General features: G+C 58.5%; 27 protein-coding genes and 1 tRNA gene. 12 read left to right on the forward strand and 16 right to left on the reverse strand.

The genetic code is table 11. The features are described 5' to 3' along the window. Nucleotides 1-223 precede the first annotated feature (223 nt). Nucleotides 224-2,284 carry a hybrid sensor histidine kinase/response regulator gene (locus OLZ32_RS12595; RefSeq protein ID WP_264421161.1) on the reverse strand — a complete coding sequence of 687 codons (2,061 nt, stop codon included), beginning with the start codon at nt 2,282-2,284 and terminating at the stop codon, nt 224-226. Between the two features lie 166 nt (nt 2,285-2,450). Between OLZ32_RS12595 and OLZ32_RS12600 the strand changes: the two genes are divergently transcribed. Then, complete coding sequence (locus OLZ32_RS12600; protein WP_264421163.1) at nt 2,451-2,801, forward strand: VanZ family protein; 351 nt, start codon at nt 2,451-2,453, stop codon at nt 2,799-2,801. Here OLZ32_RS12600 and OLZ32_RS12605 read toward each other — a convergent pair. Together OLZ32_RS12605 and OLZ32_RS12610 are read right to left on the reverse strand one after the other, a co-directional pair. After that, nucleotides 2,779-2,964: a hypothetical protein gene (locus OLZ32_RS12605; RefSeq protein ID WP_264421165.1), complete on the reverse strand. Its 186-nt coding sequence runs from the start codon at nt 2,962-2,964 to the stop codon at nt 2,779-2,781. The genes OLZ32_RS12600 and OLZ32_RS12605 overlap by 23 nt on opposite strands. Nucleotides 2,965-3,041: 77 nt before the next feature. Further along, nucleotides 3,042-3,413, reverse strand: coding sequence for a hypothetical protein (locus OLZ32_RS12610; RefSeq protein WP_157223151.1), 372 nt, complete (start codon nt 3,411-3,413; stop codon nt 3,042-3,044). Between the two features lie 611 nt (nt 3,414-4,024). Here OLZ32_RS12610 and OLZ32_RS12615 point away from each other — a divergent pair. After that, nucleotides 4,025-4,522, forward strand: a complete 498-nt coding sequence (locus tag OLZ32_RS12615; RefSeq protein ID WP_003538751.1) for an invasion associated locus B family protein — start codon at nt 4,025-4,027, stop codon at nt 4,520-4,522. 151 nt (nt 4,523-4,673) lie between these two features. Further along, complete coding sequence (locus OLZ32_RS12620) at nt 4,674-6,464, forward strand: chloride channel protein (RefSeq protein ID WP_264421168.1); 1,791 nt, start codon at nt 4,674-4,676, stop codon at nt 6,462-6,464. 240 nt (nt 6,465-6,704) lie between these two features. On the opposite strand, the gene OLZ32_RS12625 is transcribed toward OLZ32_RS12620, so the two are convergent. The 7 genes from OLZ32_RS12625 to OLZ32_RS12655 form a co-directional block, all read right to left on the reverse strand. Then, complete coding sequence (locus OLZ32_RS12625; protein ID WP_264421171.1) at nt 6,705-7,172, reverse strand: hypothetical protein; 468 nt, start codon at nt 7,170-7,172, stop codon at nt 6,705-6,707. Nucleotides 7,173-7,184: 12 nt separating this feature from the next. After that, nucleotides 7,185-8,171, reverse strand: coding sequence for a toll/interleukin-1 receptor domain-containing protein (locus OLZ32_RS12630; protein ID WP_264421173.1), 987 nt, complete (start codon nt 8,169-8,171; stop codon nt 7,185-7,187). 67 nt (nt 8,172-8,238) lie between these two features. Next, complete coding sequence (locus tag OLZ32_RS12635) at nt 8,239-8,895, reverse strand: hypothetical protein (protein WP_264421175.1); 657 nt, start codon at nt 8,893-8,895, stop codon at nt 8,239-8,241. A gap of 78 nt (nt 8,896-8,973) precedes the next feature. Further along, complete coding sequence (locus OLZ32_RS12640; protein WP_264421177.1) at nt 8,974-9,576, reverse strand: ImmA/IrrE family metallo-endopeptidase; 603 nt, start codon at nt 9,574-9,576, stop codon at nt 8,974-8,976. Further along, nucleotides 9,543-9,905: a helix-turn-helix domain-containing protein gene (locus tag OLZ32_RS12645; RefSeq protein ID WP_264421179.1), complete on the reverse strand. Its 363-nt coding sequence runs from the start codon at nt 9,903-9,905 to the stop codon at nt 9,543-9,545. Before OLZ32_RS12645 ends, OLZ32_RS12640 begins: the two co-directional genes overlap by 34 nt. Before the next feature lie 66 nt (nt 9,906-9,971). Beyond that, entirely contained in the window at nt 9,972-10,130 is a 159-nt protein-coding gene (locus OLZ32_RS12650; protein WP_264421181.1) for a hypothetical protein, read from the reverse strand. Between the two features lie 639 nt (nt 10,131-10,769). After that, nucleotides 10,770-14,588, reverse strand: coding sequence for a vitamin B12-dependent ribonucleotide reductase (locus OLZ32_RS12655; protein ID WP_264421183.1), 3,819 nt, complete (start codon nt 14,586-14,588; stop codon nt 10,770-10,772). A 122-nt stretch (nt 14,589-14,710) separates the two neighbouring features. Here OLZ32_RS12655 and OLZ32_RS12660 point away from each other — a divergent pair, with 122 nt between their 5' ends. After that, complete coding sequence (locus OLZ32_RS12660; protein ID WP_157223152.1) at nt 14,711-14,992, forward strand: hypothetical protein; 282 nt, start codon at nt 14,711-14,713, stop codon at nt 14,990-14,992. Between the two features lie 235 nt (nt 14,993-15,227). Here OLZ32_RS12660 and OLZ32_RS12665 read toward each other — a convergent pair whose 3' ends face one another. From OLZ32_RS12665 to OLZ32_RS12680, 4 genes are all read right to left on the reverse strand, one after another. Further along, nucleotides 15,228-15,818: a hypothetical protein gene (locus OLZ32_RS12665; protein ID WP_003538757.1), complete on the reverse strand. Its 591-nt coding sequence runs from the start codon at nt 15,816-15,818 to the stop codon at nt 15,228-15,230. Between the two features lie 296 nt (nt 15,819-16,114). Beyond that, nucleotides 16,115-16,609: a xanthine phosphoribosyltransferase gene (gpt, locus tag OLZ32_RS12670; protein WP_003538759.1), complete on the reverse strand. Its 495-nt coding sequence runs from the start codon at nt 16,607-16,609 to the stop codon at nt 16,115-16,117. Nucleotides 16,610-16,790: 181 nt separating this feature from the next. Then, entirely contained in the window at nt 16,791-17,633 is an 843-nt protein-coding gene (locus OLZ32_RS12675; RefSeq protein ID WP_003538762.1) for a universal stress protein, read from the reverse strand. A gap of 107 nt (nt 17,634-17,740) precedes the next feature. Continuing rightward, complete coding sequence (locus tag OLZ32_RS12680) at nt 17,741-18,517, reverse strand: competence/damage-inducible protein A (protein WP_003538763.1); 777 nt, start codon at nt 18,515-18,517, stop codon at nt 17,741-17,743. A gap of 285 nt (nt 18,518-18,802) precedes the next feature. Between OLZ32_RS12680 and wrbA the strand changes: the two genes are divergently transcribed. The 3 genes from wrbA (at nt 18,803) to OLZ32_RS12695 (ending at nt 19,972) form a co-directional block, all read left to right on the forward strand. After that, entirely contained in the window at nt 18,803-19,399 is a 597-nt protein-coding gene (gene wrbA, locus OLZ32_RS12685) for an NAD(P)H:quinone oxidoreductase type IV (RefSeq protein ID WP_003538774.1), read from the forward strand. 216 nt (nt 19,400-19,615) lie between these two features. Continuing rightward, nucleotides 19,616-19,700: transfer RNA gene (locus OLZ32_RS12690), tRNA-Leu, on the forward strand. Between the two features lie 140 nt (nt 19,701-19,840). Next, nucleotides 19,841-19,972, forward strand: a complete 132-nt coding sequence (locus OLZ32_RS12695; protein ID WP_264421187.1) for a hypothetical protein — start codon at nt 19,841-19,843, stop codon at nt 19,970-19,972. A 16-nt stretch (nt 19,973-19,988) separates the two neighbouring features. On the opposite strand, the gene OLZ32_RS12700 is transcribed toward OLZ32_RS12695, so the two are convergent. After that, nucleotides 19,989-20,423 (reverse strand): VanZ family protein, encoded by a 435-nt coding sequence (locus OLZ32_RS12700; protein ID WP_264421407.1) that lies wholly within the window; start codon nt 20,421-20,423, stop codon nt 19,989-19,991. 138 nt (nt 20,424-20,561) lie between these two features. Here OLZ32_RS12700 and ilvA point away from each other — a divergent pair, with 138 nt between their 5' ends. From ilvA to OLZ32_RS12720, 4 genes are all read left to right on the forward strand, one after another. Further along, on the forward strand, nt 20,562-21,812 hold the full coding sequence (gene ilvA / locus OLZ32_RS12705) for a threonine ammonia-lyase (RefSeq protein ID WP_003538780.1): 1,251 nt from the start codon (nt 20,562-20,564) through the stop codon (nt 21,810-21,812). A 37-nt stretch (nt 21,813-21,849) separates the two neighbouring features. Further along, nucleotides 21,850-22,176, forward strand: a complete 327-nt coding sequence (locus OLZ32_RS12710; RefSeq protein WP_003538786.1) for an HlyU family transcriptional regulator — start codon at nt 21,850-21,852, stop codon at nt 22,174-22,176. Between the two features lie 235 nt (nt 22,177-22,411). Next, nucleotides 22,412-23,683, forward strand: a complete 1,272-nt coding sequence (locus OLZ32_RS12715; protein ID WP_003538788.1) for a GGDEF domain-containing protein — start codon at nt 22,412-22,414, stop codon at nt 23,681-23,683. Between the two features lie 197 nt (nt 23,684-23,880). Further along, nucleotides 23,881-25,089, forward strand: a complete 1,209-nt coding sequence (locus tag OLZ32_RS12720) for an MFS transporter (RefSeq protein ID WP_264421409.1) — start codon at nt 23,881-23,883, stop codon at nt 25,087-25,089. Nucleotides 25,090-25,187: 98 nt separating this feature from the next. Here the strand turns inward: OLZ32_RS12720 and OLZ32_RS12725 are convergent, their stop codons facing one another. Continuing rightward, nucleotides 25,188-25,964 (reverse strand): SDR family oxidoreductase, encoded by a 777-nt coding sequence (locus OLZ32_RS12725; protein WP_130668029.1) that lies wholly within the window; start codon nt 25,962-25,964, stop codon nt 25,188-25,190. Between the two features lie 162 nt (nt 25,965-26,126). Between OLZ32_RS12725 and OLZ32_RS12730 the strand changes: the two genes are divergently transcribed. Further along, nucleotides 26,127-26,702: a TetR/AcrR family transcriptional regulator gene (locus OLZ32_RS12730; protein WP_164580539.1), complete on the forward strand. Its 576-nt coding sequence runs from the start codon at nt 26,127-26,129 to the stop codon at nt 26,700-26,702. Nucleotides 26,703-26,709: the final 7 nt, after the last annotated feature.

Consider the following 26,709-nt stretch of genomic DNA (forward strand, 5'->3'; position numbering starts at 1 on the left):
CATGGTCAGCCATCTCCAGTCTCCGCACTGACCGGAAACAAATCCGGCCTGTGTTCGTCACCCGCTGCCATGATCGATCCCGGAGGGCATCGGCGCAGCAGCCCAGAGATGATCTCGCGATGGGCGGGCTCGCGGGCTCAGCCAATACGGGAGACGCTGCATCGCGCCGGCGTCGACCTAGCCAGGCCATCGGTGCCTGCGCTTCAGGCTGGTCTGTCGCTACCTAACCGGGATGTAGCCTTACCACCGATGCGGATTTTTTTTGGGCGGCGGTCGCCGCGAATGCCGCGAGCATGTCGGCTCTGGTGAACGGTTTCGAAAGGACCCGGAACTGTGTTCTGGCACCTTGTTCAAGGGCATCGCTATACCCGGTCATCAATATGACGGACGTGTCGGGGTGACGAATTTGAATCTCTATTGCCAGCTCGAGCTCCGACATGTTCGGCATCATGATGTCGCTCAAAACCAGCTCGACATTCGGGTCCGACGCCAGTACGGTCAACGCCTCCTGACCACTTGGCGCTGAAGCAACGGTGATCCCCTCAATTTCGAGCAGCATTTTCGATGCTTCGAGTGAAGACGGAGTATCGTCTACAACCAGAACTTTACGCGGCAAAGCGTTGGCGACAGACGTAGCTGAGCTTGAAGGAGCGACTTGATCTGCGGCCTTCGGAAGATAGATGACAAAGGAAGCGCCTTGACCCTGCAAGCTGTTTACAACGACGGTTCCGCCTGATCGCTGAGCAAATCCGTACACCTGACTTAGGCCCAGACCGGATGCTCGTCCACCTTTCGTTGTAAAGAAGGGTTCAAAGACCCGGTGAATGTCTGCCGGCGATATTCCTGGGCCGTTATCGGATATGGAAATTGAAACGCAGGGACCGCGAAGCTGTTTCATTTCTTTGAAACCATCACTCATGTTGCGGCCACGGATACGAAGTCGGCCTCCGCCAGGCATGGCTTCACGGGCGTTGGTCACCAAATTGATGATTGCCACCTCGAATGCCTGGGGGTCCACAGCGACCGGCCACATGTCCGGATCGAGCTCAGTGTCAACAATGATCTGGTCCGTCGCGGCTTGCTTCACCAAATGTTCCAGCGGGCCGATCTTGTCTTGAATAAAAAAGGTTTCCGCGTCGCGGTTGGAGCGCCGGGAAAAAGACAGGAGTCGGTGAGTGATTGCCTTTCCCTTGGATACTCCCTCTGACATCATATCGAGCGTCAGATTCAGCTTTTGCTCGTCGTTCTTGCGACGTCGGACCCCTTCGATCCCTGCCTGGAAGATCATTAGGAGGTTATTGAAATCATGCGCCACACCTCCGGTTAATTTCCCAAGCGCTTCCATTCGCTGGCCACTGGCAACGGCGAGTTCCTGCCGGCGACGGGCGACCAGTTCGCGTTTAAACAAGAACGCTGCTGCGATGAAAAGGGCCACGATCAGGAAGATTGTCGCCATCAAAATCCGATATCCGGTCCGGCCGATTTCCTGATATTCCGCGAGAGGCATGCCAACGTGGACGGTCCAATTCGAGCCGGCGATTGAAGCGGAGCTTGTTCGAACCTCCTCTCCGCCAACAATTTTCACGCCGGCAATGCCGGACTCTTCTGACCCTGTCTCTCGAACAAACGCATTCAATGGACCCCCGACCAGGGAGGGAGCGGCGCCGGTCGCTGCCACGAGCCTCCCGTCGCCGTCGGCAATCCAAGCGGTCCACTTTTTCGCTAATCCATTAGCATAAAGGATATTGGTAACCTCTTCAGGCCGGATCAATGCGGTAAGGATAGAGGCAATCGCACCGTCTCGCTCTACAGGCACGCGAATCGGGAATGTCGGTATTTCCCGCTCGCCCCGCACCACGCTTCCAACGACGGCAGAACGGGTTTCAATCACTCGTCGATAACTCTCAAAATCATTCACCATTGAATGCGATGCGCCATCCTCGGGCGCTGGCACCGACAGCACAATGTTGCCGTGAAGGTCGCTGATATGCAGCATTTGCCAGACGGGTATTCGGCCCTCTAAGCGATGGGCGAGTTCCCTGAAAGCCTTCCTGTCGAGTGGCGGGTCCAATCTGGGCGTTTCGGAAACGATTGACAACAACTGACGTTGCGTCTCAAGGGCACGTGCCAACCCGGTGGCGGAAAAAGCTGCGCGTTGGGCGATATCTCGATCGATGGCCGCTCGCTGCTGTCTCAGGGAATATTGCGCAATGACCACACCGACGACCAGAACGGGGATCGTCGCGCATAGCAACAAAAGCAGACTTGGTCGAAGTTTGTTCAAAAGTGCCCCGTCCATTTACAATTGAACAATCAATGCTGACCTAGAGTTCCAGATCAAAACGACAATCCCGACGCATTAAGAACGAAGCGTTGAGGGCGAATATTTTCAGTTTCAACTTGCCAGTTCGGGAAATTGCCAGTCTGTAATTTTCTGGTAACCTGCGGTTATGAGCATTGTTGACATCGTTCGCGCTATAGCATGGGTTTCACTGGCTACCGTTGGTCTGCTCACGATTGCACCCCTGCGCTGGCGCGCGCCGATGGTCGTCTCCGCGCACGTCGATCGTGTCTTGACCTTCGTCCTGCTGGCAATGCTTTTCGCCTTCGCTTACCCCAACGACCGGCGGGCAGTTGCGATACTCTGTATTCTTGGCGCCGTTGCCTCAGAACTCTCGCAGCTTATTTCACCGAGGCGTCATCCCAAGGTCAACGACGCGCTGCTGAAGGCATTTGGTGCTCTGGCTGGTGTCCTGATTAGCGCCGTCATCGTGCAATTCATTTCCTTTGAACGTCACTAGCCCCCTCGATCTTCACGGCAACGGCTCCGCTCTTGCTCAACGTGCTGTGTCCGTTGCGTCTTTCGATCTGATAGCGGGCGGTAATGACCGGGACGTAGTTGCGCAAAGCAAAAACGATGACGCCAAGCACGATAGAGAGTGACACCAGGGCGAGGACTGCCAAGCGCGCAATTCTTCTCACGTCCGTTGTTCGATCTTGCGTCCGTTCTTCCGGAGGAAAATCGGTTCGAACGCCGACATCTAATGCGGCTTAATCTGATCGGTCACAGGCGAGATCCGAAAGATCTTCTTTTGGGGTCGTTCGCCTTCCCTGGTGATCAGGACAACCACAGTGCACCGGTCGGCATGGGGACGTATCGACAGCAGGCGTCCCTCCGTTTTCATCAGAATCTCATCGGCAGCATCGCTACAATCAAGGACCTGCGCCTGTGCCTCTGCCAAAAGCACTGGCGGCGGACTGGCGGGCTCAGCGAGCGCGATTGTTCCTGATGTGATCAAAATGAGTAACGACATGGTATAGGCCCCTTCTACTGCCATGATATCGGCACATTTGGCCTTATGCAAATATTCGAGGCCGGAAATGGCGAGAGCCGGCGCGATAGTTGATGGCACGGCTGAAGGGCATTCTATGCCAACGACCGAGGGCAGCTCCGATGCGACTCATTCTGGCACTGACGGCAATCTTGATAGCACCCTTGGCACCTGTTGATGCGAACGCCCATTCACGTCCTGCGATCATTGCGGCGTCGGCTGCCGCCAGAAAGCATGCCGAACCGAGCGGTTACATTAAAGACGTGGGGGGAAAAATGGTGAGGATCGTCGGCGCTCCATTCTACCCAGCCGCCGCTCAGGACATGAAGCGCAAGACGCTTCTACTGCGCCCAGTGGGACCCTTACGGAAATAATCCGCGAGCAACGGGTCCAAAATCTTTGTTTGCGAGTGCCGAGCGGGCGCACTGAATGCAGATGAACTCGCCGCCGGTTGCGTCGGGTTAATCGCTCGGGTCCAGAAAGCAGGCGTACTTTCGACTTTGGCAAGCCACAGAGGGGGCGTCGTGACATGCCGACATGAGCGCGATCAAGAATCCATCACAGCCTTGTTATTGCCAGCATTTTGCTGGTTTTATTAATAGTCTGGTAACCCCGTCACATTTGAATGCCGCCCTTAACCAGCCGGTCCATTTGCGGCCCGCATCCACCAACGCTATCGGCGGGGACACATGATGATGAAAATTGCTCTCGGAGCATCTTTTTTTGCACTGCTGGGTGCGATCAGCGCACATGCGCAGCCGACGATGGTGAAGCAGTTTAGTGCCTGGGGCGTTTATTCTTATGACGATAACGGCAAGAACAGCTGCTATCTGCTGACGGCGCCGTCTTCGAAGGAACCGTCGAACGTCGATCATGGCAATAATTATTTCATTGTCGCGCCTGCAAGCGGTTCGAAGGCACATTACGAACCTCAGGCGAGGATGGGATATCCGCTGAAGTCTGGCCCCACTGTGATCGTTCGCATTGGTGACGAAACATTCCACATGTTCACAAAAGACAATTCCGCATGGATGCGCAACGAGGCGCGGGTGGGCGAAATGATCGAGGCGATGCGGTCCGGCCACGACATGCAAGTTGAGGCCACATCTCAACGCGGTACTGCAACCAAATACAGCTACTCGCTGAATGGAGTGACGGCTGCGTTGAAACGACTAAACAGCTGCAACTAGAACGGTCTCGAAGTGCGATCGGCGAAGGATCGGAGACGCCAATAGCAGTTCTTGCGGTGTTGTCATGCATTTTCCTGGGGAACGGGTGGCGGCTGCATAGCTGGCAGGGTAGAGATAGTCGAACTCACCCGCTGTTTCCCAGTCCTTTCCGATGAACAATCCTTTCCGATCTCCGACTGTTACTTCGTTTCTTGCCAATCTTGACCTCGGTCGCTTGCGATCGCTCAGTCGACGAGGAGAGCTCGCACTGGCTTTGGCTGGTGCCCTGATCGGTGTGACTTCCGGCTGCGCCGTCACGGCAATGAGTTTTATATCGCGCCATCTTCACAGCCTGATATTTGGATTGGAAGATACCGACCGGCTCAGCTCTGTCGAGGTCGGCAACAAGTTGTTGCTTCTGGTCGCGCCGATTGCAGGCGGGTTTTTGCTTGGCTTGATGTTGCTCTTCCTGAGCAAGACCCGCAAAAAACCAATGGTAGATCCGATCGAGGCCAATGCTCTCCACGGGGGGCGGTTGTCTCTCACCGACAGCATACTGGTTGCCGTCCAAAACTTGGTGTCAAACGGCTTTGGCGCATCCGTCGGACTGGAGGCGGGATACACTCAACTTGCGGCAGGGATAGCTTCTAAAATAGGTCTCAGTCTCCAATTTCGCCGTGCAGATCTTCGCGTTCTTGTCGGATGTGGTGCTGCAGGAGCAATCGCTGCCGCCTTCAGCGCCCCGTTGACTGGCGCCTTTTATGCTTTTGAATTGATCATAGGTAGCTATTCCATCCTCACGCTGACCCCCGTCGTCGTTTCCGCCCTGGTGTCGACGATCATTGCGCGATTGTTATCGGGCGAAAATTTCGTGATCGACGTGGGCAGTTTTGGCAGCGTCGTTGGCGCGGACTATCTGCCGGCTTTGCTGCTGGGAGCATTTTGCGCGATCATCGGCATCTTATTGATGCAGGCCGTTTCCTTCGTCGAGCAATTGTCGCGTCGAAGTTCGATAGCCCCTACCTATCGCCCGATGCTGGGGGGTGTTGTCGTTGGCCTCCTGGCACTGATTTCCCCCCAGATTCTCTCGGCGGGACACGGCGCCCTCCACCTCAACCTTTCGCACGAAGTAGCAATCCCGGCGCTTCTGGGCCTGTTCCTTTTGAAGTCCGTTGCCTCGGCAGTGTCCATCGGTTCCGGATTCCGCGGAGGGCTCTTCTTCGCCTCGCTGTTCATGGGAGCGCTTCTTGGCAAGATCTTTGCCTATTCCACCCCTTATTTCGATCACGCGACACTCACCCCCGTGATTTACGCTGTTGTCGGCATGAGCTCGCTTGCCGTGGCCGTCATTGGTGGACCTCTGACCATGACGTTCCTTGCCCTGGAAATCACCGGCGATTTTCCAATCACCGCCCTCGTGCTTGCCGCGGTGATCACCTCGTCCCTGGTGGTGCGCTCGACGTTCGGCTATTCGTTTGCCACATGGCGCTTCCATTTGCGGGGGGAAAGTATTCGAAGTGCCCACGATGTCGGCTGGATCAGAAATCTGACGGTCGAAAGGCTCATGCGCGCAGATGTTCGCACCGCCGACGTCAATATGCGCCTTTCGCAGTTTCGTCACGACTTTCCGCTGGGGTCCACACAGCGTGTGATCCTGGTCGGTGACCAGGGCCAGTATCGCGGTATCGTCCTGCTCCCCGACATTTACGCCAGCCCGGTCGAGAAAGGCGACGATGATCACGGCCTTGGTGAATTCATCCGCTGGAGGGATGACTTTCTGCTGCCCCAGATGAACGCAAAGCAAGCTGCGGGCCTTTTCGATAGCGCCGAGAGTGAAGCTTTGGCTGTCGTCAACAACCACGGCGAACGCAAGGTCATCGGTCTCTTGACCGAGAGCCACACGCTCAGACGCTATAGCGAAGAACTTGATCGGCGGCGCAGAGAGGTAACGGGCGAGCTTTGAACAAAACCGTTTGCTAGTTTCAAGTCTGCTGCTGTGATCCTTCCGCGGAAAGGACGCGGCTGGGCGCGCTCGCGAAAGAGAAAGTCCTTTGGCCGCGATGAAATTTTGTCGCACTCGGAGCCAATAGTGCCGGCGGCATATCACCATGTGATGCTTATGCCTCATCCACTTAATTGCTAAATTTCAAAAAGGACTTTTTTGCTTAACGCGCGAGCCGCCTCATGGATTGGACGCAGCGCGCTATGCAGACGGTGTGGCGTTGATAGAAAGAAGCACTTTCCGATCGCGACCTGAGCCAAGCACCACCTGCCATCTGGAAAAAGATACCGAGATCTCGCTCTTGGTGACATCGGCAACCGTGACCACGAAGCGGCCGACACCCTCCGTCCGCGTGTCTCCAGCAAGCACTCCCGCCTTTCCTCCCTCGAAGACGAATGACCCCGCGCGGGTTTCCCACGCGTCGTATTCGCCAACCGAGGATTCATCCACTTCCACGCTGACGTTGGGAATGATGATGCCAGGGTTCCGCAGCCTCACGGACTGCTTGAACGCTCCGAAATTGTTCTTGCCGTTCAGGAAAACGAAGTGCGGAACGTCTTCGACTTGGCCGATGAAGCCTGGCTGTTCACGCGTGGAGCGGGGAAGGATGAGACTGCGCAAGGGAGCCTCGGCGACGTCGCCAACGCTGAAATCAGAGATCGAAAGCATCTGTCAGCACTCCTAGCCTCGTTCGCGTTGAAGCGGTGCCATGAAGATCGTCCAGAAAAGTTCTGCGCCTCCTTCCGGCGAAAGCTTCTCGTCACGACCGTTGCCCGTCATGTGCCTCATCCCAGAGCACTTGAGGAAGAGCGATTGATCGTCAAACTCCACATGCAGCATCTCATTGTAGGAATTGCTCGCCGAGATTTCGCCGTCTGAATATGCGATGCCGTTGATGAAGCCTCGGTCGCCGCCGACAAAAATGGTACATCGGCTGAGGGCCTTGCCATTGCGGTAGGCCGACGCAGTGAACCGGTTTGCGTCGATCCTTCGCATGTCTCCCTCCACGCCGGGATTGCGTGTTTGGAGTTCGTTTAGGGAATTCTCGAAGAACTTGGCGATGAACTCGAAGCTATCGGCCTTGAAGCGATCACGGTCGCGGTCGGTAAAGGTCTTCGTCATCCGAAGGTTGCTCGAGCGAGGCGTGTCCGGGAGCGCTCGCTGGACGGCGGACGATGCGGTCGGCGGAGAGAACCTGGTCCGAGCAACGCCCGTATCGACGTCAACTTTCCCAATCCGCTCGGCTGCAGCCCGCACGGCTTTTGCGACCTCGAGAAAGGCCTGATCGCGATCGACGGCCTGGGTGATCGGGCGACCGTCGGGTGGCGTGGCATTGAGCTTGCCGAACGGAGCGCCGTGCCAATCGCATGCCCGAAGGATTACGGGTATGACGATCGCGCTGCCCTCCGCGTGGCGCTCCATCGCCGCCGTCATTTCGCGATCGTAGCAGTAGTCAGAGTTGATGAAGTCGGGACTGACCAAAAGGAGAATGATGTCTGCCGATGTCAGGTTCTTACTGATCGCCGCGTCGATTTCCTCTCCCGCGTCGATCCTCCGGTCATGCCAGGTTTCCACGACGCCTTGGCGCTTCAGGATCGACAACTGCTTCTCAAGCTGATCTCGCAAAGCTTCGTCCACGTGAGAATATGAAAAGAAGACACTAGCCATTCATAACTCCAACAATTTGTTCAGATCGGTCGGCGCCGCATTCCCGTTGCGGCGTCGACCATCAGGATCAGGACAAGGGGCGGGGCTCCTCCCGCGGCGACGCCGGCAGGCCGAGTTCCATGCGTGCAGCAGCGAACTGCATGTCGAGCAGTCCAAGGAGTCGTTCGCCCAGCACTGCGGTTTCCCGGTCGGCATCAGACCATCGGCAGAGGGTCCGGTCCCGAAGCGAGAGCACGGCGAAGTCGTCCGGACGGTCTTCCAAGGGGTGACGGGTGGCTACGGAGCACAACGCGGCGCGTACAAGGCGTGTGCTGAGATCATGTTGGGTGTTCCAGAGATGGACGGCAGTCCGTCGCCCCGCGATTTCCAACAGGAAGTCTGGCACGAACTCAAGCTTGAACTGTCCGGCCGGACTCTCGAACGAAATGGCCTGCGACGAAAACATTTCGCCGGGGTGCTCTTCCTTCCAGACGAAGAACTGCTCCAACGCCCGCCGAGCCGATCGCCGTTCAGGTTCCCTGGATATCTGCTGGGTGGACGCTAGCACCTCGGCCGGCGTGAGGCCTGCGAACGAGACTTGCTGAACGCGGTAGCGAAAGCTTTTATGAAAATCGTAGCCACCTGAGCTCGGACGGCACCGGTCCCGAACGATGGATCGTTGGGGACGAGGGTTGCAGTTGATGATCTTCAGAAACGCGGAGAAACCTATTTTCGGAACTGGCATGCAGAGACCTTTTCAATAAGCGCGACCAACCCACCGAGATGACGGCAGCCGCAGGATTGGACTGAACTGCAGACGAAATCACAGGTCGCTTTTGCGGCCGGCAGTCCCTCCCTCGTTTCTGATCGCGTAAACCTCTGGCCACCTCGACATCGTGATGTTGCCCTTCGATATCCGAAGCGGCACGCCGGCAGCTTCCGCCAACCGCCGGGGTTCGTTCCGAAACCGGTAGGCGAGATCGGGAGGCGCAAGGAAATGTCTTGCGAACATGTCAGCTTGGTCCTCGACGCTTTCAGTTGCCGTCATGCCCCTGATGTTCTGGACGGCGCCACGCGGATCCTTGTGCATGGGCACGTCCTTCTCCCGGTGCAGCAGGAAGTGACCAAGCTCATGCGCAAGAACGAGCCTGGCCTCGGCGTCTCCATCGCATGCCGCAAGATAGACTGACTTCCTGACGGTTATCCGACCCTTCACTGGCTCGGCGAGCGCGTCTTCTGTCATCTCGGAATCTCGGGCAATGACGAGCCTGAATTCCGGGAACCTTTCGACCAGCTTGAACTCGATGATATTGACGATGTCGACGAGTTCGACATGCTGCATGTCGAACTCGTTTCGATACTTCATCGCCACCGACATCATCTTCGGAGTGTTTAGTCCTCTGGATGTGAAGTAGTCGTTTGCCATGTCTCGCGATACCTCGTGAGGTCGACGATTGATGCGGAACGAAGCTGCTCCGGCGTGTTGACCTCGGTCGAAACTGCCTTGGAGCGCTCGTTGCGGAGAATCTTCGGAAAGGTGTCGATGTCGATCCCGAGGAACTCGCAAAGGGTTTCTCGTTCGGTAGCCGTCAGGACATCGATCCCTGCTTCGACATCGCTGAGCGACGTGATGTCGATACCGGTCTTCTCGGATAGCTCCCTAAAGACCCACCGGCAAGCCTGTCGCTTATGCCGGACGATGTCTCCAAAACCGCGCAACGCGGCCTTCAGGCCGACGTCTTTATTGTCGGTCATGCTTTAACCTCACTATGGGTTTCAAGGTCTCGAAAGAGGTGCCTTTTTACAGGCACCACCGTTCGCTTACTTGTGGCGGCTGGGCTCACCCTTGGTGTCGCCGTAACCGGATTTCGGGATGCGTGCGACAGTCGTCGTGTTCGGGCGCGCCTCGGCTTCTTTCACCGTGACGAATTTGCCCGAGCCAGAGTCTCGTCCAACGTCAAATGTCTTGCGGGTACTCATGTCCGTGTTCCTTTTCGAACAGTGGAAAACAAGCGCCCAACCATCGACAGATAGTCCCGAATCTCCCATAGTGTTCCTGCTTACGGCGGAGGCCTTCGGTCTATTCGCCTTGCGAATGACGCATGCGATATTCGCAAAATGCTGCAACCGGGTTGGTAGCTCGGTTGCGGTATTGCGGAGATGAAATCTCCGGATTCACAGAAGAAATCCTCCTTTCCCCCGACTGATTCGTACCCTGAATCTACGATGTTGCGTCGAAAAAGGGAAGCGTATTTCTATAAAAATCTCTTAAAATTCAATGCGATAAGCGCGTTATCTCAAGTGTTAGGACAACGGTAGTCGCATGAAGCAGCGTTCTCCCGCCACTCCAACATACCGGGGCAGTCCAACAGGACGAAGCGAGCGACCCGGATGTCGTCAGCTCTTCCTGAAGTTTCGACTCGAAACTCCAGGCGCTTGCGCGCCCGGAGCCACTTCGTTCATCCGTGTCTAAAGGAGCCGTTGCCGCGCTGATTGCAGGTTGTGAAGACGCCATGCCTCTTCAAGACAGCAATCAGTAGGTGCGAAACGTCCCTTTTCCTTTCGTTTTAGCCCTTGTTTAGGTGCGCGTTGCGTTACAAATAGACAACCGGCGCCCACTCAGCTGCACCCGCTCGTCGCACCACACGTGTCGCACTTCTCGCAGGTACCATTCCGCACCATCGTGAAGTTCTGGCACTCCGAGCACATGTTGCCGGTATAGCCCTGCATGATCGAGCGCTGGCGGCGTTCGGCTTCGCGCTTCTTGGCTTCGGATTTCGCCGTTGCCGCATCGGCTGCCGCCTTGTCGGAGAAGAGGGCCGTTGCGTCGCTGGTGAGTTCCTCGGTCACCTCTTCGGCGATCTCTTCCGCCAATTCCTTGGCGCGCTCCTCGTAATCACGCTTGAAGGCGACGATTTCGGAGGTGGAGACGGCAACCGTCGGCTCCAGCTTGCGGGCAGCACTTCCGGCAAAGGCGGTCACCGTGCCGGTGGAAGCAGCGCGGGCAGGGGCGGCGGTGGCCGCACCCTTGGGCTCGGCCGCCGCCTGGCGTTCGCCACCGGTGCCGGACACCAGCGTCGGCTTGTAGCCGCGGGTCCAGCCGGTGGAGAGCAGGTTGGTCTTGCCTTCCTGGATGCCCTTGCCGAGTGCCGTGTTCGAGAAGTCCGACGTATCGACATGCGCGAGGTCATGGCGGCCGAGATAGGAGACGGCAAGTTCGCGGAAGACATAATCGAGGATCGACGTGGCGTTCTTGATCGCATCGTTGCCGATGACCATGCCGGCCGGCTCGAACTTGGTGAAGGTGAAGGCCTCGACATATTCCTCGAGCGGCACGCCATATTGCAGGCCGAGCGAGATGGCGATGGCGAAATTGTTCATCATCGCACGGAAGGCAGCGCCTTCCTTGTGCATGTCGATGAAGATCTCGCCGATGCGGCCGTCGCCGAATTCGCCGGTGCGCAGATAGACCTTGTGTCCGCCGACGGCGGCCTTCTGGGTATAGCCCTGGCGGCGGTTCGGCAGCTTCTCACGTTCGCGCGAAACTCGTTCGATCACCCGCTCGATGATCTTCTCGGTGACGGTGACCGCCTGGGCGGCCAGCGGCGCCTGCAGCAGTTCCTCCAGCGCATCCTCGTCGTCCTCGTCCTCGATCAGCGAGGAATTGAGCGGCTGCGACAGCTTCGAGCCGTCGCGATAGAGCGCGTTGGCCTTCAGGCCAAGCTTCCAGGAGAGCATGTAGGCGTTCTTGCAATCCTCGACGGTCGCCTCGTTCGGCATGTTGATCGTCTTGGAAATAGCGCCCGAGATGAACGGCTGGGCAGCCGCCATCATCCGGATATGGCTTTCCACCGAGAGGTAACGCTTGCCGATCTTGCCGCAGGGGTTGGCGCAATCGAAGACCGGCAGGTGTTCATTCTTGAGGAAGGGCGCGCCTTCCAGCGTCATCGCACCGCAGACATGGATGTTGGCAGCTTCGATGTCTTTCTTCGAGAAGCCGATATGGTCAAGCAGGCTGAAGCTCATGTCGGCCAGCTGTTCGTCGGAAACCTTCAGCGTTTCCTTCAGGAAGTCGGCGCCGAGCGTCCACTGGTTGAAGACGAACTTGATGTCGAAGGCGCTCTTCAGCGCGGCGTTGACGGCTTCCACCTTCTCGTCGGTGAAGCCCTTGGTCTTCAGCGTCGACGGATTGATAGCCGGCGCCTGGTTCAGGTTGCCGTGGCCGACGGCATAGGCCTCGATCTCGGCGATCTGGCTTTCCGAATAGCCGAGCGTGCGCAGCGCGTCGGGCACGGCGCGGTTGATGATCTTGAAGTAGCCGCCGCCGGCGAGCTTCTTGAACTTGACGAGGGCGAAGTCGGGCTCGATGCCTGTGGTGTCGCAATCCATGACGAGACCGATCGTGCCCGTGGGCGCGATGACCGAGACCTGGGCATTGCGATAGCCATGCTGTTCGCCAAGCTCGAGCGCCTTGTCCCAGGCCGATTTGGCGTGGGCGACGAGATCCTGGTCCGGGTTTTCCGAATGGATCAGCGCGACCGGGTTGATCGACAGCGCTTCATAGCCGGAGCTCTCGCCATGCGCCGCACGGCGATGGTTGCGAATGACCTTCAGCATGCTCTCTCGGTTCGGCGCGAAGTTCGGGAACGGCCCAAGTTCGGCAGCCATTTCAGCCGAGGTCGCATAGCAGATGCCGGTCATGATCGCGGTCAGCGACCCTGCGATGGCGCGGGCTTCCGCGGAGTCATAGGGAATGCCTGACGACATCAGCAGGCCGCCGATATTGGCGTAGCCGAGGCCGAGCGTGCGGTATTCGTAGGAGAGTTCGGCAATGCGCTTCGACGGGAACTGCGCCATCATCACCGACACTTCGAGCACGACGGTCCATAGGCGAACCGCGTGTTCGTAATCGGTGATATTGATGCGCTTGGTAGCCTTGTCCTTGAACTGCAGCAGGTTCAGCGAAGCAAGGTTGCAAGCCGTGTCGTCGAGGAACATGTATTCCGAGCACGGGTTCGAGCCGCGGATCGGGCCGCCGGCCGGCGAAGTGTGCCAGTCGTTCATCGTCGTGTTGAAGTGGATGCCGGGATCGGCCGAGGCCCAGGCAGCGTAGGAGATGGTTTCCCAGAGATCGCGCGCCTTCAACGTCTTCATCACTCGGCCGTCCTTGCGGGCGGTCAGGTTCCATTCGCCATCATTCTCGACGGCGCGCAGGAAGTCGTCCTTGATCGAGACGGAGTTGTTGGAGTTCTGGCCGGATACCGTGAGGTAGGCTTCCGAATCCCAATCCGTGTCGTAAGTCTTGAATTGGAGATCCTTGTAGCCCTGGCGGGCGAACTGGATGACGCGCTGGACGTAGTTCTCGGGAACCTGGTCCTTCTTGGCGGCCCGGATTTCGCGCTTCAGGGCAGGGTTCTTGTTGGGGTCGTAGCAATCGCCGTTATCGCCGCCTTCGCAATTGAAGCAGGCCTTCATGATCGCCTTCAGATGCTTGGCGACGACCTTGGAGCCGGTGACGAGAGCGGCAACCTTCTGCTCTTCCTTGACCTTCCAGTTGATGTATTCCTCGATATCGGGATGGTCGATGTCGACGACCACCATCTTGGCGGCGCGGCGCGTCGTGCCGCCCGATTTGATGGCGCCGGCCGCGCGGTCGCCGATCTTCAGGAAGCTCATCAGGCCGGAGGAACGGCCGCCGCCGGAAAGCTTCTCGCCTTCGCCGCGCAGCATCGAGAAGTTGGAGCCGGTGCCGGAGCCGTATTTGAAAAGGCGCGCCTCACGCACCCAAAGGTCCATGATGCCGCCTTCGTTGACGAGATCGTCCTCGACAGACTGGATGAAGCAGGCATGCGGCTGCGGGTGTTCGTAGGCCGACTTGGACTTGGTCAGCTTGCCGGTGAAGGGATCGACATAGAAATGGCCCTGGCCGGGACCATCGATGCCATAGGCCCAGTGCAGGCCGGTGTTGAACCACTGCGGCGAGTTCGGGGCGACGCGCTGGGTGGCGAGCATATAGGCAAGCTCGTCCTTGAAGGCCGAGGCATCTTCCTCGGAGGAGAAATAGCCGCCCTTCCAGCCCCAATAGGTCCAGGTGCCGGCCAGACGATCGAAGACCTGGCGCGCATCGATTTCGGAGCCGGTCTGCTCGTCCTTCGGCAGGTTCTTCAGCGCAGCATCGTCGGGAACGGAGCGCCACAGGAAGGAAGGAACATCGTTTTCCTCGATCTTCTTCAGCCGTGTGGGAACGCCGGCCTTGCGGAAATACTTCTGCGCCAGCACGTCGGTCGCGACCTGGGAGAACTGCGCCGGAACGTCGATATTCTCGAGGCGGAACACGACCGAACCATCAGGGTTCTTGATCTCGCTCGTCGCCTTGCGGAATTCGATATCCGCATAGGCGCCTTGGCCGGCCTTCGTGAAACGACGTTCGATGCGCATAGTCTTGACCTCGCGTTGGCGCCCGGTCCCCACGACCTCAGGCGCAAAATTCCTATCCGGCGGCACTTTGTCGTCGCACAGCCAGTCTCGTTTCCGTATTGTGACAGGGGTGTCATCCGGAGATGTCCTTCCTGTATCTTGTGGTGATGGTGGCTGCAAACACTAAATATAGTATTAACAGCTTATTATCGCCAGCCCCGATGTCACTTTTTTTGGAGGCTGAAAATCGCGCAGAAATCCTGTCAGGCCTGAACCGTTCTCGGTCCATCGCCCTGATTCCGCGTCCTAATTTTCAAAAGGGAACCGGGCTCGTTACCTCCGGTCCTGTCGCCGCCGCAACATCAGAAGCAGTAAAGTTTGAAACAGCTGATTCCGTCAAGGGCTGGCTTTTAATTGATTGCTAACCACAACATGTTGTGGATGCGCCTGTGGAGATTGGGGAAAGCCGGGGAGCGCTGAAATTACAATGGCTTGCAGGCGTTGCCGGCTAAGGAAAACCTTAGAATGGCAAAAAAGCGTCCTGCGGCAAATCTTGTGATGGCATTTCCGGCGCAAATCGGCATGCCGATTCGCCGGTGAAATCCGCGCTCCTAAAGAGCGTCCTTATCGCAAAACCGCAAACTTTTGCGCGACATGCTGTTAGAGCGCATCGATGGCGATGGTGACGATGGCGACGCCAATCGGCCTGTTGTCGTCGTCCCTGACGACGAAGCTCGCCTGCGTTTCGAGATTCTGGGTGGATTCGTTGCGCTCCGCCCGGTCGATGAAGATCTCGCGGGAGCCGTTGGCGAAGGTTTTGAGATATTTCTCCTCGTCGCCCTGCCAGTAGTCGGCGGTGATGGTGCTCTGCCCGACATTCAGCCCGTGGCTGTCGGTGAGGAAAAATTCGATGATCGCGCCCTGCGAGGCGTCCTGTTTGGCTTTCAGGTAATGCGAAACGGATTTGTCGAGCAGCAGCTTGACCATCTGCAGGTGGTGCTGATCGACCTCCGACCGGTAGGTCTCGTCGAGCACTCGCATATCCATTTCGCTGACATTGCCGAATTTTGCATTCTGATCGGCAATGGCTTTCAGCACCAATGGCGTTTCCACTATTGGCCGGATCCGCTTCTCGACATAGTCGCGCACGAGGGGAATATAGGCAGGCTCAGCGCGGACCGGCGCCAGCGGCAACAGAAAGGCCGCCAGCCCGACGGTCACAACCGCTCTTATATGCCCCCACTGCGCCATCTTGTTTCCTTGTACCGTATCGAACATTGCACGCTTTAAGCGCAACTTGACACGATTCGCACGCCCTACAGCGCTGCGCGTCTTTTCGAGAGCCGCAAAGGACGCTGTATCACTTTCAATTGCTGCATAATTTCACCCTTGAATCGATTCCGATTGAAGGAATTAGGCAGCAGTCTATAAGCAAAAGATAAAATAGATGTGCAGATCCCGATAGCGGATTCAGCAAACCTCGCCGACAAAATCTGGAACAATTTCAAGTAGTAAATCCGAGTGTCGCGCGCTTTGATCGGTGGCGATCACCCCGCGCTCTTGGCGATCGGCTCCTGATAGGTGAAGCCCATGTCCCACGGGAAGTAGATCCAGGTATCCTGGCTGACCTCGGTGATGAAGGTATCGACGGTCGGCACGCCCTTCGGCTTGGCGTAGACGCAGGCGAAATGTGCTCTCGGCAGCATGGTGCGCACCTGTGCGGCGGTCTTGCCGGTATCGGTCAGATCGTCGACGACCAGCACGGTTTCGCCGCCATTCTCCATAAGTTCAGGCGCTATTCCCTTGAGCAGCACCATGTCGCCCTGGTTCACATAGTCATGATAGGAAGCGACGCAGACGGTCTCGATCAGCCGGATGTTCAGCTCGCGCGAGATGATCGCAGCCGGAACGAGGCCGCCGCGGGTGATGCAGACGATCGCCTTGAACGTCTGATTCAAGCCGGCAAGCCGCCAGGCAAGGGCGCGCGCGTCGCGGTGGAACTGATCCCAGGAAACGGGAAAGGCTTTATCGGGAAGGGACATAGGGCTGCTCCGCGGCATGAAAAAACGACACGCCGTTTGCCGGCGACCGGATGGGCTTGAAGCGGCGATTGGCAAAACGCAAATCGCGCAGCCGGAACTGCGCGAGATGGGGCCGAGGCTCGAAGCTGTCATCGGTCGCCGCAATTAGCGGGATTTGCCGGCAAAAGGCAAGAGCAGCCAATCAACGCGATAGCAGGGTCAGCGCCGTCATCGATTGCAGCAAGGTCTTCGTCGTGCCGCCGAAGATCATCTGCCAGAGCCAGGAATGCGTATAGGCGCCCATGACGAGAAGATCGATGCTGCTGTCCGAAAGCCGGTTCTCGATGACATGCGATGCGCTCTTGTCCGCACTTTGCGCCGTCGAAAGCGTCGCCTTGACGCCATGACGTGCCAGCGTCGCGGCGATGTCGGCGCCGGCGGTCAGCGGCGATTGCAGCGCCGTGTCGGCCGGATCGACCGAAAAGATCTCCACCTCGTCGGCGGCTTTGAGGATCGGCAATGCGTCGAAGGTTGCGCGCGCCACCTCTTTCGAGCCGTTCCAGGCGATCAGCACGCGCTTGATCGGCTTCGGCTGGCGAATGATATAGGGGATCATCAGCACCGGACGGCCGGTTTCGAAAAGGAAACTGTCGACGTCGACGTGGCTGTCGGAAGGTCTGGCCGGATCAGCCTGCGATGCGATCAGGAGATCGGCGCTGCGCGCACTTTCGATCAGCGGTGCGGAGCCGTATCCGGTTGATGTGGCAAAGCTGCGCCATTCGAAGGAGGCGCCGGATGCCTCCGCTTTCCGCCTGAAGATGCGCTCAACCGCAATCGTTTCACTGTGCGCCATGTCCTGTAGTGCCTGCACGGCAACGGGATCGGGAATTTCCATCGGCGCGACCAGCGGCACGGCGGAGATGATTTCGGCATGCAGGCCGATCACATGGGCGCCGCTTTCAGCAGCGATGGCAAAGGCGAAATCGGCAACCGCAGCACTATTGTCTGATGTATCGAGAATGGCGAGAATGGTTTTGTAAGACATATCAATTCTCCTTGCGCTGAAATGGCTTGCGCGAGGGAAGGAATGCGCCGGACGGTTCTGCTGTTCCTTGATAGGGATCAAGGATGCCCCAGGTTCCGGCGTCGCCCTCAAGCCTCGGCAGAATGGTTTTCGGCGATGTCCTTCCTTTGGCGGATGGTGTCGATCATCGCGCGCACCTCGGCGCCGGCCGCATCGATTGCTGCCTGCGAGCGGCCGCGCACGACGATCTCGGTCGAGAATTTCTGGCCGATATAGCGCGGGTAGGAACCGATGCTGGTTTCCGGATGTGCCTTCTGGATTGCGGTCAGCGGCGTGCCGATCTCGCCTTCGCCGTAAGGGCAGGCGATAGCGAGCGAAAGCACCGGCGTGCCGGTTCGAAGCATCGGTAGCACATTGTCGACCATCGCCTGGAAGACCTGCGGCACGCCGGCCATGACATGGACATTGCCGATGATGAAGCCTGGCGCCGTCGAGACCGGGTTGGCGATATGCACAGCGCCGCGCGGCATGCGCGCCATGCGCTGGCGCGCCTCGGTAAATTCCATCTCGCGGCGCCGGTACATCTCGGCAAGCAGCGTCATTGCTGTTTCGTCGTATTCGCAGGGCACGCCGAATGCCTTGGAGATGGCATCGGCGGTGATGTCGTCATGCGTCGGCCCGATGCCGCCCGAGGTGAAGATGTAGTCATATTTGCCGCGAAGCGCGTTCAGCGCCTCGACGATCGCGTCCTCGTCGTCGGCGACGATGCGCACTTCCTTGAGGTCGATGCCGGAAAGCGTCAGCAAATCGGCGAGGTGGCCGATATTCTTATCCTTGGTGCGGCCGGAAAGAAGTTCGTCGCCGATGGCGAGCATGGCGGCGGTGACGACGATGTCTTGGCTCATGGGATGTTCCGTAATGTGAGGCTGGGGAATAGGTAGCGCCGTTTGCTCGCTTTGCAAACACCAGAGCATGATGCCGAAAAGTGCAGGCGGTTTCGGATGACATCATGCGGCAACTCTTTAATTCGGGCGATGCGTCATTTTTGCCGAAATGAAAACCGCAAGCGAAATTTCGTCTCCGGGTGGTGAACACTGAGTTCTTGAGGGCAGGGCTGTGTTCGCCCAGACGCGCTGATAGAAATCGCGTCGGGCACGAAATTCAACCCGATGTTTCAAGGAAGATAGAAGATGGCGAAGGTTCTCGTCCTTTATTATTCGGCTTACGGCCATATCGAAACCATGGCCTATGCGGTCGCCGAAGGCGCGAAGTCGGCCGGTGCCGAGGTCACCGTCAAGCGCGTTCCGGAACTGGTTCCGGAAGACGTCGCCAAGGCTTCCTATTACAAGGTCGACCAGGCGGCTCCGATTGCCACCGTCGACGAACTGGCGGACTATGACGCGATCATCGTCGGCGCAGGCACCCGCTTCGGCACGGTCGCCTCGCAGATGCGCAATTTCTGGGATCAGACGGGCGGCCTTTGGTTCGCCGGCAAACTCGTCGGCAAGCTCGGTTCGGTCTTCACCTCTTCGGCCACCCAGCACGGCGGCCAGGAATCGACCATCCTTGGCTTTATCCCGACCTTCCTGCACCAGGGCATGGTCGTTGCCGGCCTGCCTTATGCCTTCCAGGGCCAGATGGGCACCGAGGAAGTCAAGGGCGGCTCGCCTTACGGCGCCTCCACCATCACCAACGGCGACGGCTCGCGCCAGCCTTCCGAGATCGAACTGGAAGGCGCGAAATACCAGGGCGCCCACGTCGCCAAGCTTGCTGCCAAGCTCGCCTGATCTTTGACGCTGAAATAAAGAAGGCGCGGCGGGCATGGGGCTCGCCGCGCCACTTCTGTTTTTTCCACGAGAGACTGGCAGCCTTCATCGGCGAGGGCTTTCGGGAGGGAAATGCTTGGCCGATCATTCGTCGGTGCTGCCGGAAAACCAAGCATAATTTTTACGCCTCGCGGCTCTTCCCATCGCCCATGACGCAAGATATTGAAAATGCCGCAAGCGGGCGTGGCGAAACTGGTAGACGCAAGGGACTTAAAATCCCTCGGCCTTGGCTGTACGGGTTCGACCCCCGTCGCCCGCACCACCCTCATAATCCTGTTCGAATATGCTTGTATTATGCCTGTATATTGTGGATAAAAGCGCGCTATTGCTTGCATTTGGCATTTTCGGAGCAAGGATTGCGCCGCGGCGGTTGAGTAAGTGTTGTCTTGTGGGAGTAAGACGATGGTTTACGATTGGAGTGGGGCAAGGACTAGGCGCATCCGGGTCTTCAAGACCAGTGTCGCGCTCGTTCTCGGAACTGCGATGGCCGCGATACCACTGTTCTTCTGGGCAGTGCAATTGCGCGCTTTCTAGTCGATCCCGCCGATAATCAGCGTTCTGCGAACGGAAGGGCGTTTGGCGCCTTCGTATCGCGCCATTTGTTGATCACCCAGCCGGCCAGCAGCCCGAGGGCTGTACCCATGGCCTTGATGCTCGCGTCATGCAGGCGCGGATGGCGGGTCGGCGCGAAATATTGCAGCCATTCGATGGCGAATGCGCCGACGATCAGCAGCACCGCTACGGTTTTCCACTGCTTTGGATAGGCAAGCGCAAAGGCGAAGCCGACGAGAAGATAGGCGGCGGCACGGTCGACATCGACCGTGGTGACCGTATCCGGCCTCTCTCCGATCGGCGAAACCGTGACGAAGAGGATGAGGGCGAGCAGCAGCCAGGCGAGCGGTTTTGCGAATTTGAAGATCATCATAGCTTTATATAAGTGGCCGCCCTTTTCATTGACAGTTAAAATCAGTTCATGTGCCGCCAATGTCGCGATTGGCTTAAGAAAGCCTTCCTCGGAGCGAAACGGTCCGGGAGCGAACCGGAAACGGCCCAAACGAGCTTTCTTTTGCCGGCCGGCCTGTGCCATAGCGGCGGTGGCTAATTGAGAGAATGGACCACGCCCGTGACGAGACTTGATGTCGAAAGCGCCGAAGAGGCGATGCGCAGCCTTTTTCCGGCAACGCCGCTGCAGCTCAACGATCATCTGTCGGCCCGCTACGGTGCCGATATCTGGCTGAAGCGCGAGGATCTGTCGCCGGTGCGCTCCTACAAGATCCGCGGCGCCTTCAATTTCTTCCGCAAGGCGATCGGGCAGGGTGCTGCCGGCAAGACCTTCGTCTGCGCCTCAGCCGGCAACCACGCCCAGGGCTTTGCCTTCGTCTGCCGACATTTCGGCGTGCCGGGCGTCGTCTTCATGCCGGTGACGACACCGCAGCAGAAGATCGACAAGACCCGCATGTTCGGCGCCGAATTCATCACCATCCGGCTGTTCGGCGACTTCTTCGACCAGTGCTACCAAGCCGCCCGCGAACATGTGGAGGCGATTGGCGGCGTCATGGTGCCGCCCTTCGACCATGCCGACATCATCGAAGGCCAGGCGACCGTCGCCGCCGAAATCATGCAGCAGCTGCCGGAGGGAACAGTGCCGGACATGGTCGTCCTGCCGGTTGGCGGCGGCGGACTTGCCGCCGGCATCACCAGTTATCTCGACGGCACGGTGCCGAAATCGGCTTTCGTCTTCACTGAGCCGGCCGGCGCGCCGAGCCTTAAGCGCAGCATCGAAGCGGGCAAGGTGACGACGCTTGCCAAGGTCGACAATTTCGTCGATGGCGCTGCAGTGGCGCGCATCGGCGACCTGAATTTCGCCGCTCTTCGCGATTTTCCGGCCGAGCAGGTGCAACTCATGCCGGAGAACGCCATCTGCGTCACCATTCAGGAGATGCTGAATGTCGAGGGCGTCGTGCTGGAGCCGGCCGGCGCCTTGTCGCTGACGGCGATCGCCGCGATGGACGGTCAATCGATCCGCGGCAAGACCATCGTCGCCGTCGTCTCCGGCGGCAATTTCGATTTCGAGCGCCTGCCTGACGTAAAGGAAAGAGCCATGCGTTACGCGGGGCTGAAGAAATACTTCATCCTGCGGCTCGCCCAGCGCCCCGGGGCGCTCCGGGATTTCCTCAATCTGCTTGGCCCCGACGACGATATCGCCCGCTTCGAATATCTGAAGAAATCGGCGCGCAACTTCGGCTCGATCCTGATCGGCATCGAAACCAAGGCGCCGGAGAATTTCGCCCGGCTGATCGGAAATTTCGAAGCAGCCGGCATGGGTTACGAGGATATTACCGAAAACGAGATCCTCGCCAATCTGATCATTTGACTTGGCGACAGCGATACGGTCGTGCTAAAGGCGGAGCATGGCTTCGTTCATTTCAAATATATTTTCGATGTTCTCCGGTGGCGGCAAACCGGCTTCGGAGGCGGCAGGCCCTTCCGGCGAGCCGCAGCTTTACGGCGATTGCACGATCTATGCCGAGCCGCGAAAGGAAGGCGGCCAGTATCGCCTTGCCGGCCGCATCGAAAAGAAGGTCGGCGACGAGGTGCTGGTGCGCAATTTCATCCGCGCCGATCTGTTTTCCTCCTCCGATGACGCGCTCGAATGCACGGTGCGCAAGGCGCAGCAGATCATCGATCAGCATGGTTCGTCGCTCTTTGGTGACGGCGAGAAGCTCCGTCAGGTTTGAATCGGGATCCGGGCATCGGTCCTTGATACCGGCTGCTACTATTCCTTTGTGTGACCCGGGTGCCCCCCTGCGGGAGCAATCTCACTCACGCAATCTTAAAGGATTGCGGTGAAAGGTATCGCCTGCAGGATTTGCAGGACATCCCCGTGTTTGACTGTTTCGGACGATCGACCAAAGGATTCGCTGTCGCGATCGCCGCGCCAGCAGGAGGGCGAACGTCCGGAGCCCAGGTCTCATGATGGAGACACTCAACCTCCTTCTCTTCGTCGTCGAAGCCATCGCCTATTTCGCGCTGATGGTAACGCTTCTGCATTTCCGTCACCGGCTCGGTCTCGGGGTTTTCCTGACGGCGCTCGGCGTCATGCATTTCATGGAAACCTATCTGGCGGCGGTCTTCTATGTCTCGCTGCCGTTCGGGGATGTGTCGCCGGGCTCATCCGTCTTCTTCTCCGGCAAGCTGATGATGATCCTGATGCTTTACCTGCAGGAAGATGCCGCGACGGTGCGCCAGCCGATCTATGGTCTTTTCCTCGGCAACCTGCTCACCGTCGGTATTGCCTGGGTGCTGCAACTGCACCAGCCGCTGCAGATATCGACCAACCACACACCCGATGTCGATTTTCTCAAGGAGATGGGCTGGTTGATGGTCTGGGGCACGGCGCTGCTCTATGTCGATTCGCTCGGCATCATTCTGCTTTACGAAAAACTCGGCGACTTCTTCCGCCGGCGCGTCGTCCTGCGCTTCCTGATTTCAGGCTTCGTGCTGCTGACCTTCGACCAGATCGGCTTCTTCGCCGCACTGCATTATTTCCTGGATGTGCCGATCGCCGCATTCTGGGGCGGATGGAAGGCGAAAATGCTCGCCGTCTGCCTCTATGCGGCGATGTTCGCAATCTATGAATACCGTATACGTCGCGGCCGGGCGGCTATGTCTGCACGCTCCATTAGCGACGTTTTCGGCGACCTGACGTTCCGCGAGCGCTACAACGATCTTCTGGAGCGCACCGGCCGCGACATGCTCACTGGCGTCTACGATCGGACGCGCATGGAAATGGAAGCACCACTGATGCTGCTCGAGGCGCTGAAGCAGGGGTTATTCGCCACCGTCCTCATTATCGACGCCGATCACTTCAAGGATGTCAATGACGGCTACGGCCATCTCCAGGGCGACGAGGTGCTGAAAGCGATCGCCGCTCGGATCGGTACGACGCTGCGTTCCAGCGACCGCGTCTTCCGCTTCGGCGGCGAGGAATTCGTTGCCGTCTGTCCGGGTACCGACCACGAAGAAGGTCTGCTGCTTGCCGAGCGCCTGCGTTGGACGATCGCAACCAGCGTCAAGACGCCGGATGACAGGCCGGTCACGGTCAGTATCGGCGTTGCAACCGCCGACGAGGACGGCGTCGATTTCACCGCCGTGCTGACGGCTGCCGACGGCAGGCTCTACGCAGCCAAGAAGAGCGGCCGCAACTGTGTCGTCGGCCGCTCCGGCGTGGTGAAACTCAGTTAGGCCCGGTGGGCTCGTCGATCAGCGCAGTGCGGTCGGCCGCGGGTGTTTATGATGTTGCGTAAACAGAAACACATTCCCATATATTTACGTATTTTCAACAGGTTATGAGAGCCATAAAAACGGCTTGTTAGCATAACGCAAACGTGATCTCCATTGCCGCAGCATTCCGGATGAGCTTTCCTGCGAAGGGCGTGGACATGAGTGATTCAGTTGCAGCACAGAAAGTCGATGGCGGCGAGTTTGCGGTTTTGTGTATCGGAGGGTTTCTTCTTTCGATCGCCTATGGCGTGACCTTTCTGATGCCGGTGCTGGTGGGCCAGCATGGCGGCGACGAGGCGCTGGCCGGCCTGATCATTTCGGCTGCGACTGTCAGCACCGTCATTCTCGTGATCCTGTCCGGCCATATCGCGGATGCCATCGGCTCGGCGCGGGCGGTGGCTGTCTCGGGATTGTTTCTTGCCGCGTCAGCGCTGGGATTTGCCATGGTTCCTTCAGTTGGGCTGAGTCTGATGGCGGTCGGTTTCATCCTCGGCATAGGCTGGGGCATCTTCTATGCGCTCGGACCCATTCTGGTCGCCGCGATCGTCGAACCCGAACACCGGATCAGGTTTTTTGCCCTGCTTTCGGGATCGATGATGTCGGGCATCGGCGCCGGACCGATCATTGGCCGCATCGCCACCAACTGGTCGATGCCGGTCGAGGCGGCCTTCGTATTTGCGTTCCTTGCCAGTCTCGCCGGCGGTGCGCTTTACTTTTTGCTTCATATCCGACTGACCAAGGCCGGCAAGATTTTGCCCCATGTCAACAAGATCTCATTTGGCTCAGCGCGTGAGGTGATCGGTTCGCAGGCCATCTATTCCATCATGATGGTCGGCATCGGAGGCGCGATTTTCGGCGGGTTGTCCAGCTTTCAGACCAGCTACGCCAAGGCGCACGGATTCGACTACTCCCTATTCTTCATCGGCTTCATGTCCGCCGCGATTCTGAGTCGGCTGTTCGTGGCGGGATATGTGGTCAAGAAAGACCCACTCTATTCGCTTTTGGTCCTGACAAGTCTGACGCTGGCATCGATCCTGCTGTTCCTGATGCTGACTTCAAATCAGCTTGCCTATCTGGCAGGCGCAGCGATGCTGGGGGTGGGCTATGGGTTGACCTATTCCGTCATCAACGGTCTGGCTGCAAATGAAGCTCCCGCGGGCCTCATGCCGCAATCGCTTTTGTTATTCTCGCTGGCCTATAGCATCGGTGTCTTCGGCTTTCCACTGGTGGCCGGCAATCTGATCGTTTTCTCCGGAATCCAGACCATGCTCGGTGTATTGCTCATGCTTGCGGTCCTGAATTTGGCGATCGTCCTGTTTCGTGTTGCCCGCCGCGCGACGCGCGAGAACGAAACAAAGCATCCATAGAAGAAAATAGAAGCGTTCGATGACGGCTGACCGAGGTCGGCGAGGAGATTGGCGCGGGGGTGAGGCCGGGCAGGTTTGACTTGCTCGGCCCTGTTCGTTCAGGCGGCGCGGAAGATCTTGGCGCCGGATGGCGCGCTCGTCATGCCGCCGTCGACGGTGATCTCGATGCCGGTGACATTGGCCGAATCATCCGAGGCCAGATAGAGCGCTGCTTTGGCGATTTCGTCGGCTTCGCTCATGCGGCCGAGCGGGCTCATGCCGCCGATGCGCGCCTCGAGCGCCGACATCGCGTCTTCCGTCTGGGCCATCGGCGACCAGATCGGCGTCTTGGTGCCGCCGGGCGTTACCTGATTGACGCGGATGCCGCGCGGCGCGAGTTCGGACGCCATATTGCGCGTCATTGCCCGGACTGCCGCCTTGGTCGCCGCATAGGCCGACCAGCCGGGAGCGCCGAGCACCGCATGCACCGAACCGTTGAGGATCACCGAAGCGCCGTCATTGAGATGCGGCAGGGCTGATTGCACCGTGAAGAAAACCGCCGTGAGATTGGTGCTGATGATCTGGTTGAACTGCTCTGGCGATGTCTCGCCGAGCGGCGTCGCGCCGCCGATGCCGGCATTGGCGAAGACGATGTCGAACTTGCCGACCTTTCCGGCGGCTTCCGCAAACGCCTTCTCGGTGGCAGCGGCATCGGTGACGTCGACCTTCAGCGCCAGCACGCCGGCGCCGAGCGCCTTTTCGGCAGCCGCGAGCGTTTCCGGGTTGCGACCGGTGATCACCACCTTGGCACCCTCGTCGATGAAGACCCTGGCGGTCGCAAGACCGATGCCGCTGTTTCCGCCGGTAATCAGGGCGACCTTGTTTCTTAGACGCATGATTTATGCTCCTCTTGGAATTGGCAACGATCTGGATTATGATCGCTATCTATAAGGATTATGATGATAATCCACATGAGTCAAGAGGAGCATGATGCCGAAAAGTGTAAGCGGTTTTCGGCCGACATCATGCTCATTCGATTGGTGCCGGGGAGATGTCCGATGGGGCGTTCGCAATTGGAGAAACAGAAGACGCACGAGAAGATTGTCGAGATCGCGTCGAAGCGGCTGCGCGAGGAGGGGCTCGACGGTATTGGCGTCGCCGATCTGATGAAGGAGGCCGGACTGACCGTCGGCGGCTTCTACAAACATTTCGCCTCCCGTGACGATCTGGTCGCCGAGGCGATCCAGTCCGCTTTCGATTCATGGGGACGCAAGCTGGAGGCCGAGGGGGTGAACCCGGCGGAGATGACGGCTGCCGATGTCGCCGATCGTTATGTCAGCGCCTATCACCGCGACAATCCCGGCGAGGGCTGCCCTTTCGCAGCGCTGACCTCCGATATATCCCGCAGCGGCGAGAAGGCGCGGGGGATCGCCACGGACGGGCTCCGGCGTAATTTCGCGTCATTGGCGAGCAAGGCTGCGGGAGCGGACGAAGGGGAAAGGCGCCGCAAGGCGATCATGGCCTTCGCGATGATGGCCGGCGGCGTCGGCCTTGCCAGGATTTCGTCCGATGAAGAACTCTCGGCCGAAATCCTGGCGACAGTCCGGGATTTTGTCGCCGATATCGACAAATGAAAAACGG

The organism is Rhizobium acaciae (assembly GCF_025941625.1).
Classification (GTDB): Bacteria; Pseudomonadota; Alphaproteobacteria; order Rhizobiales; family Rhizobiaceae; genus Rhizobium; species Rhizobium acaciae.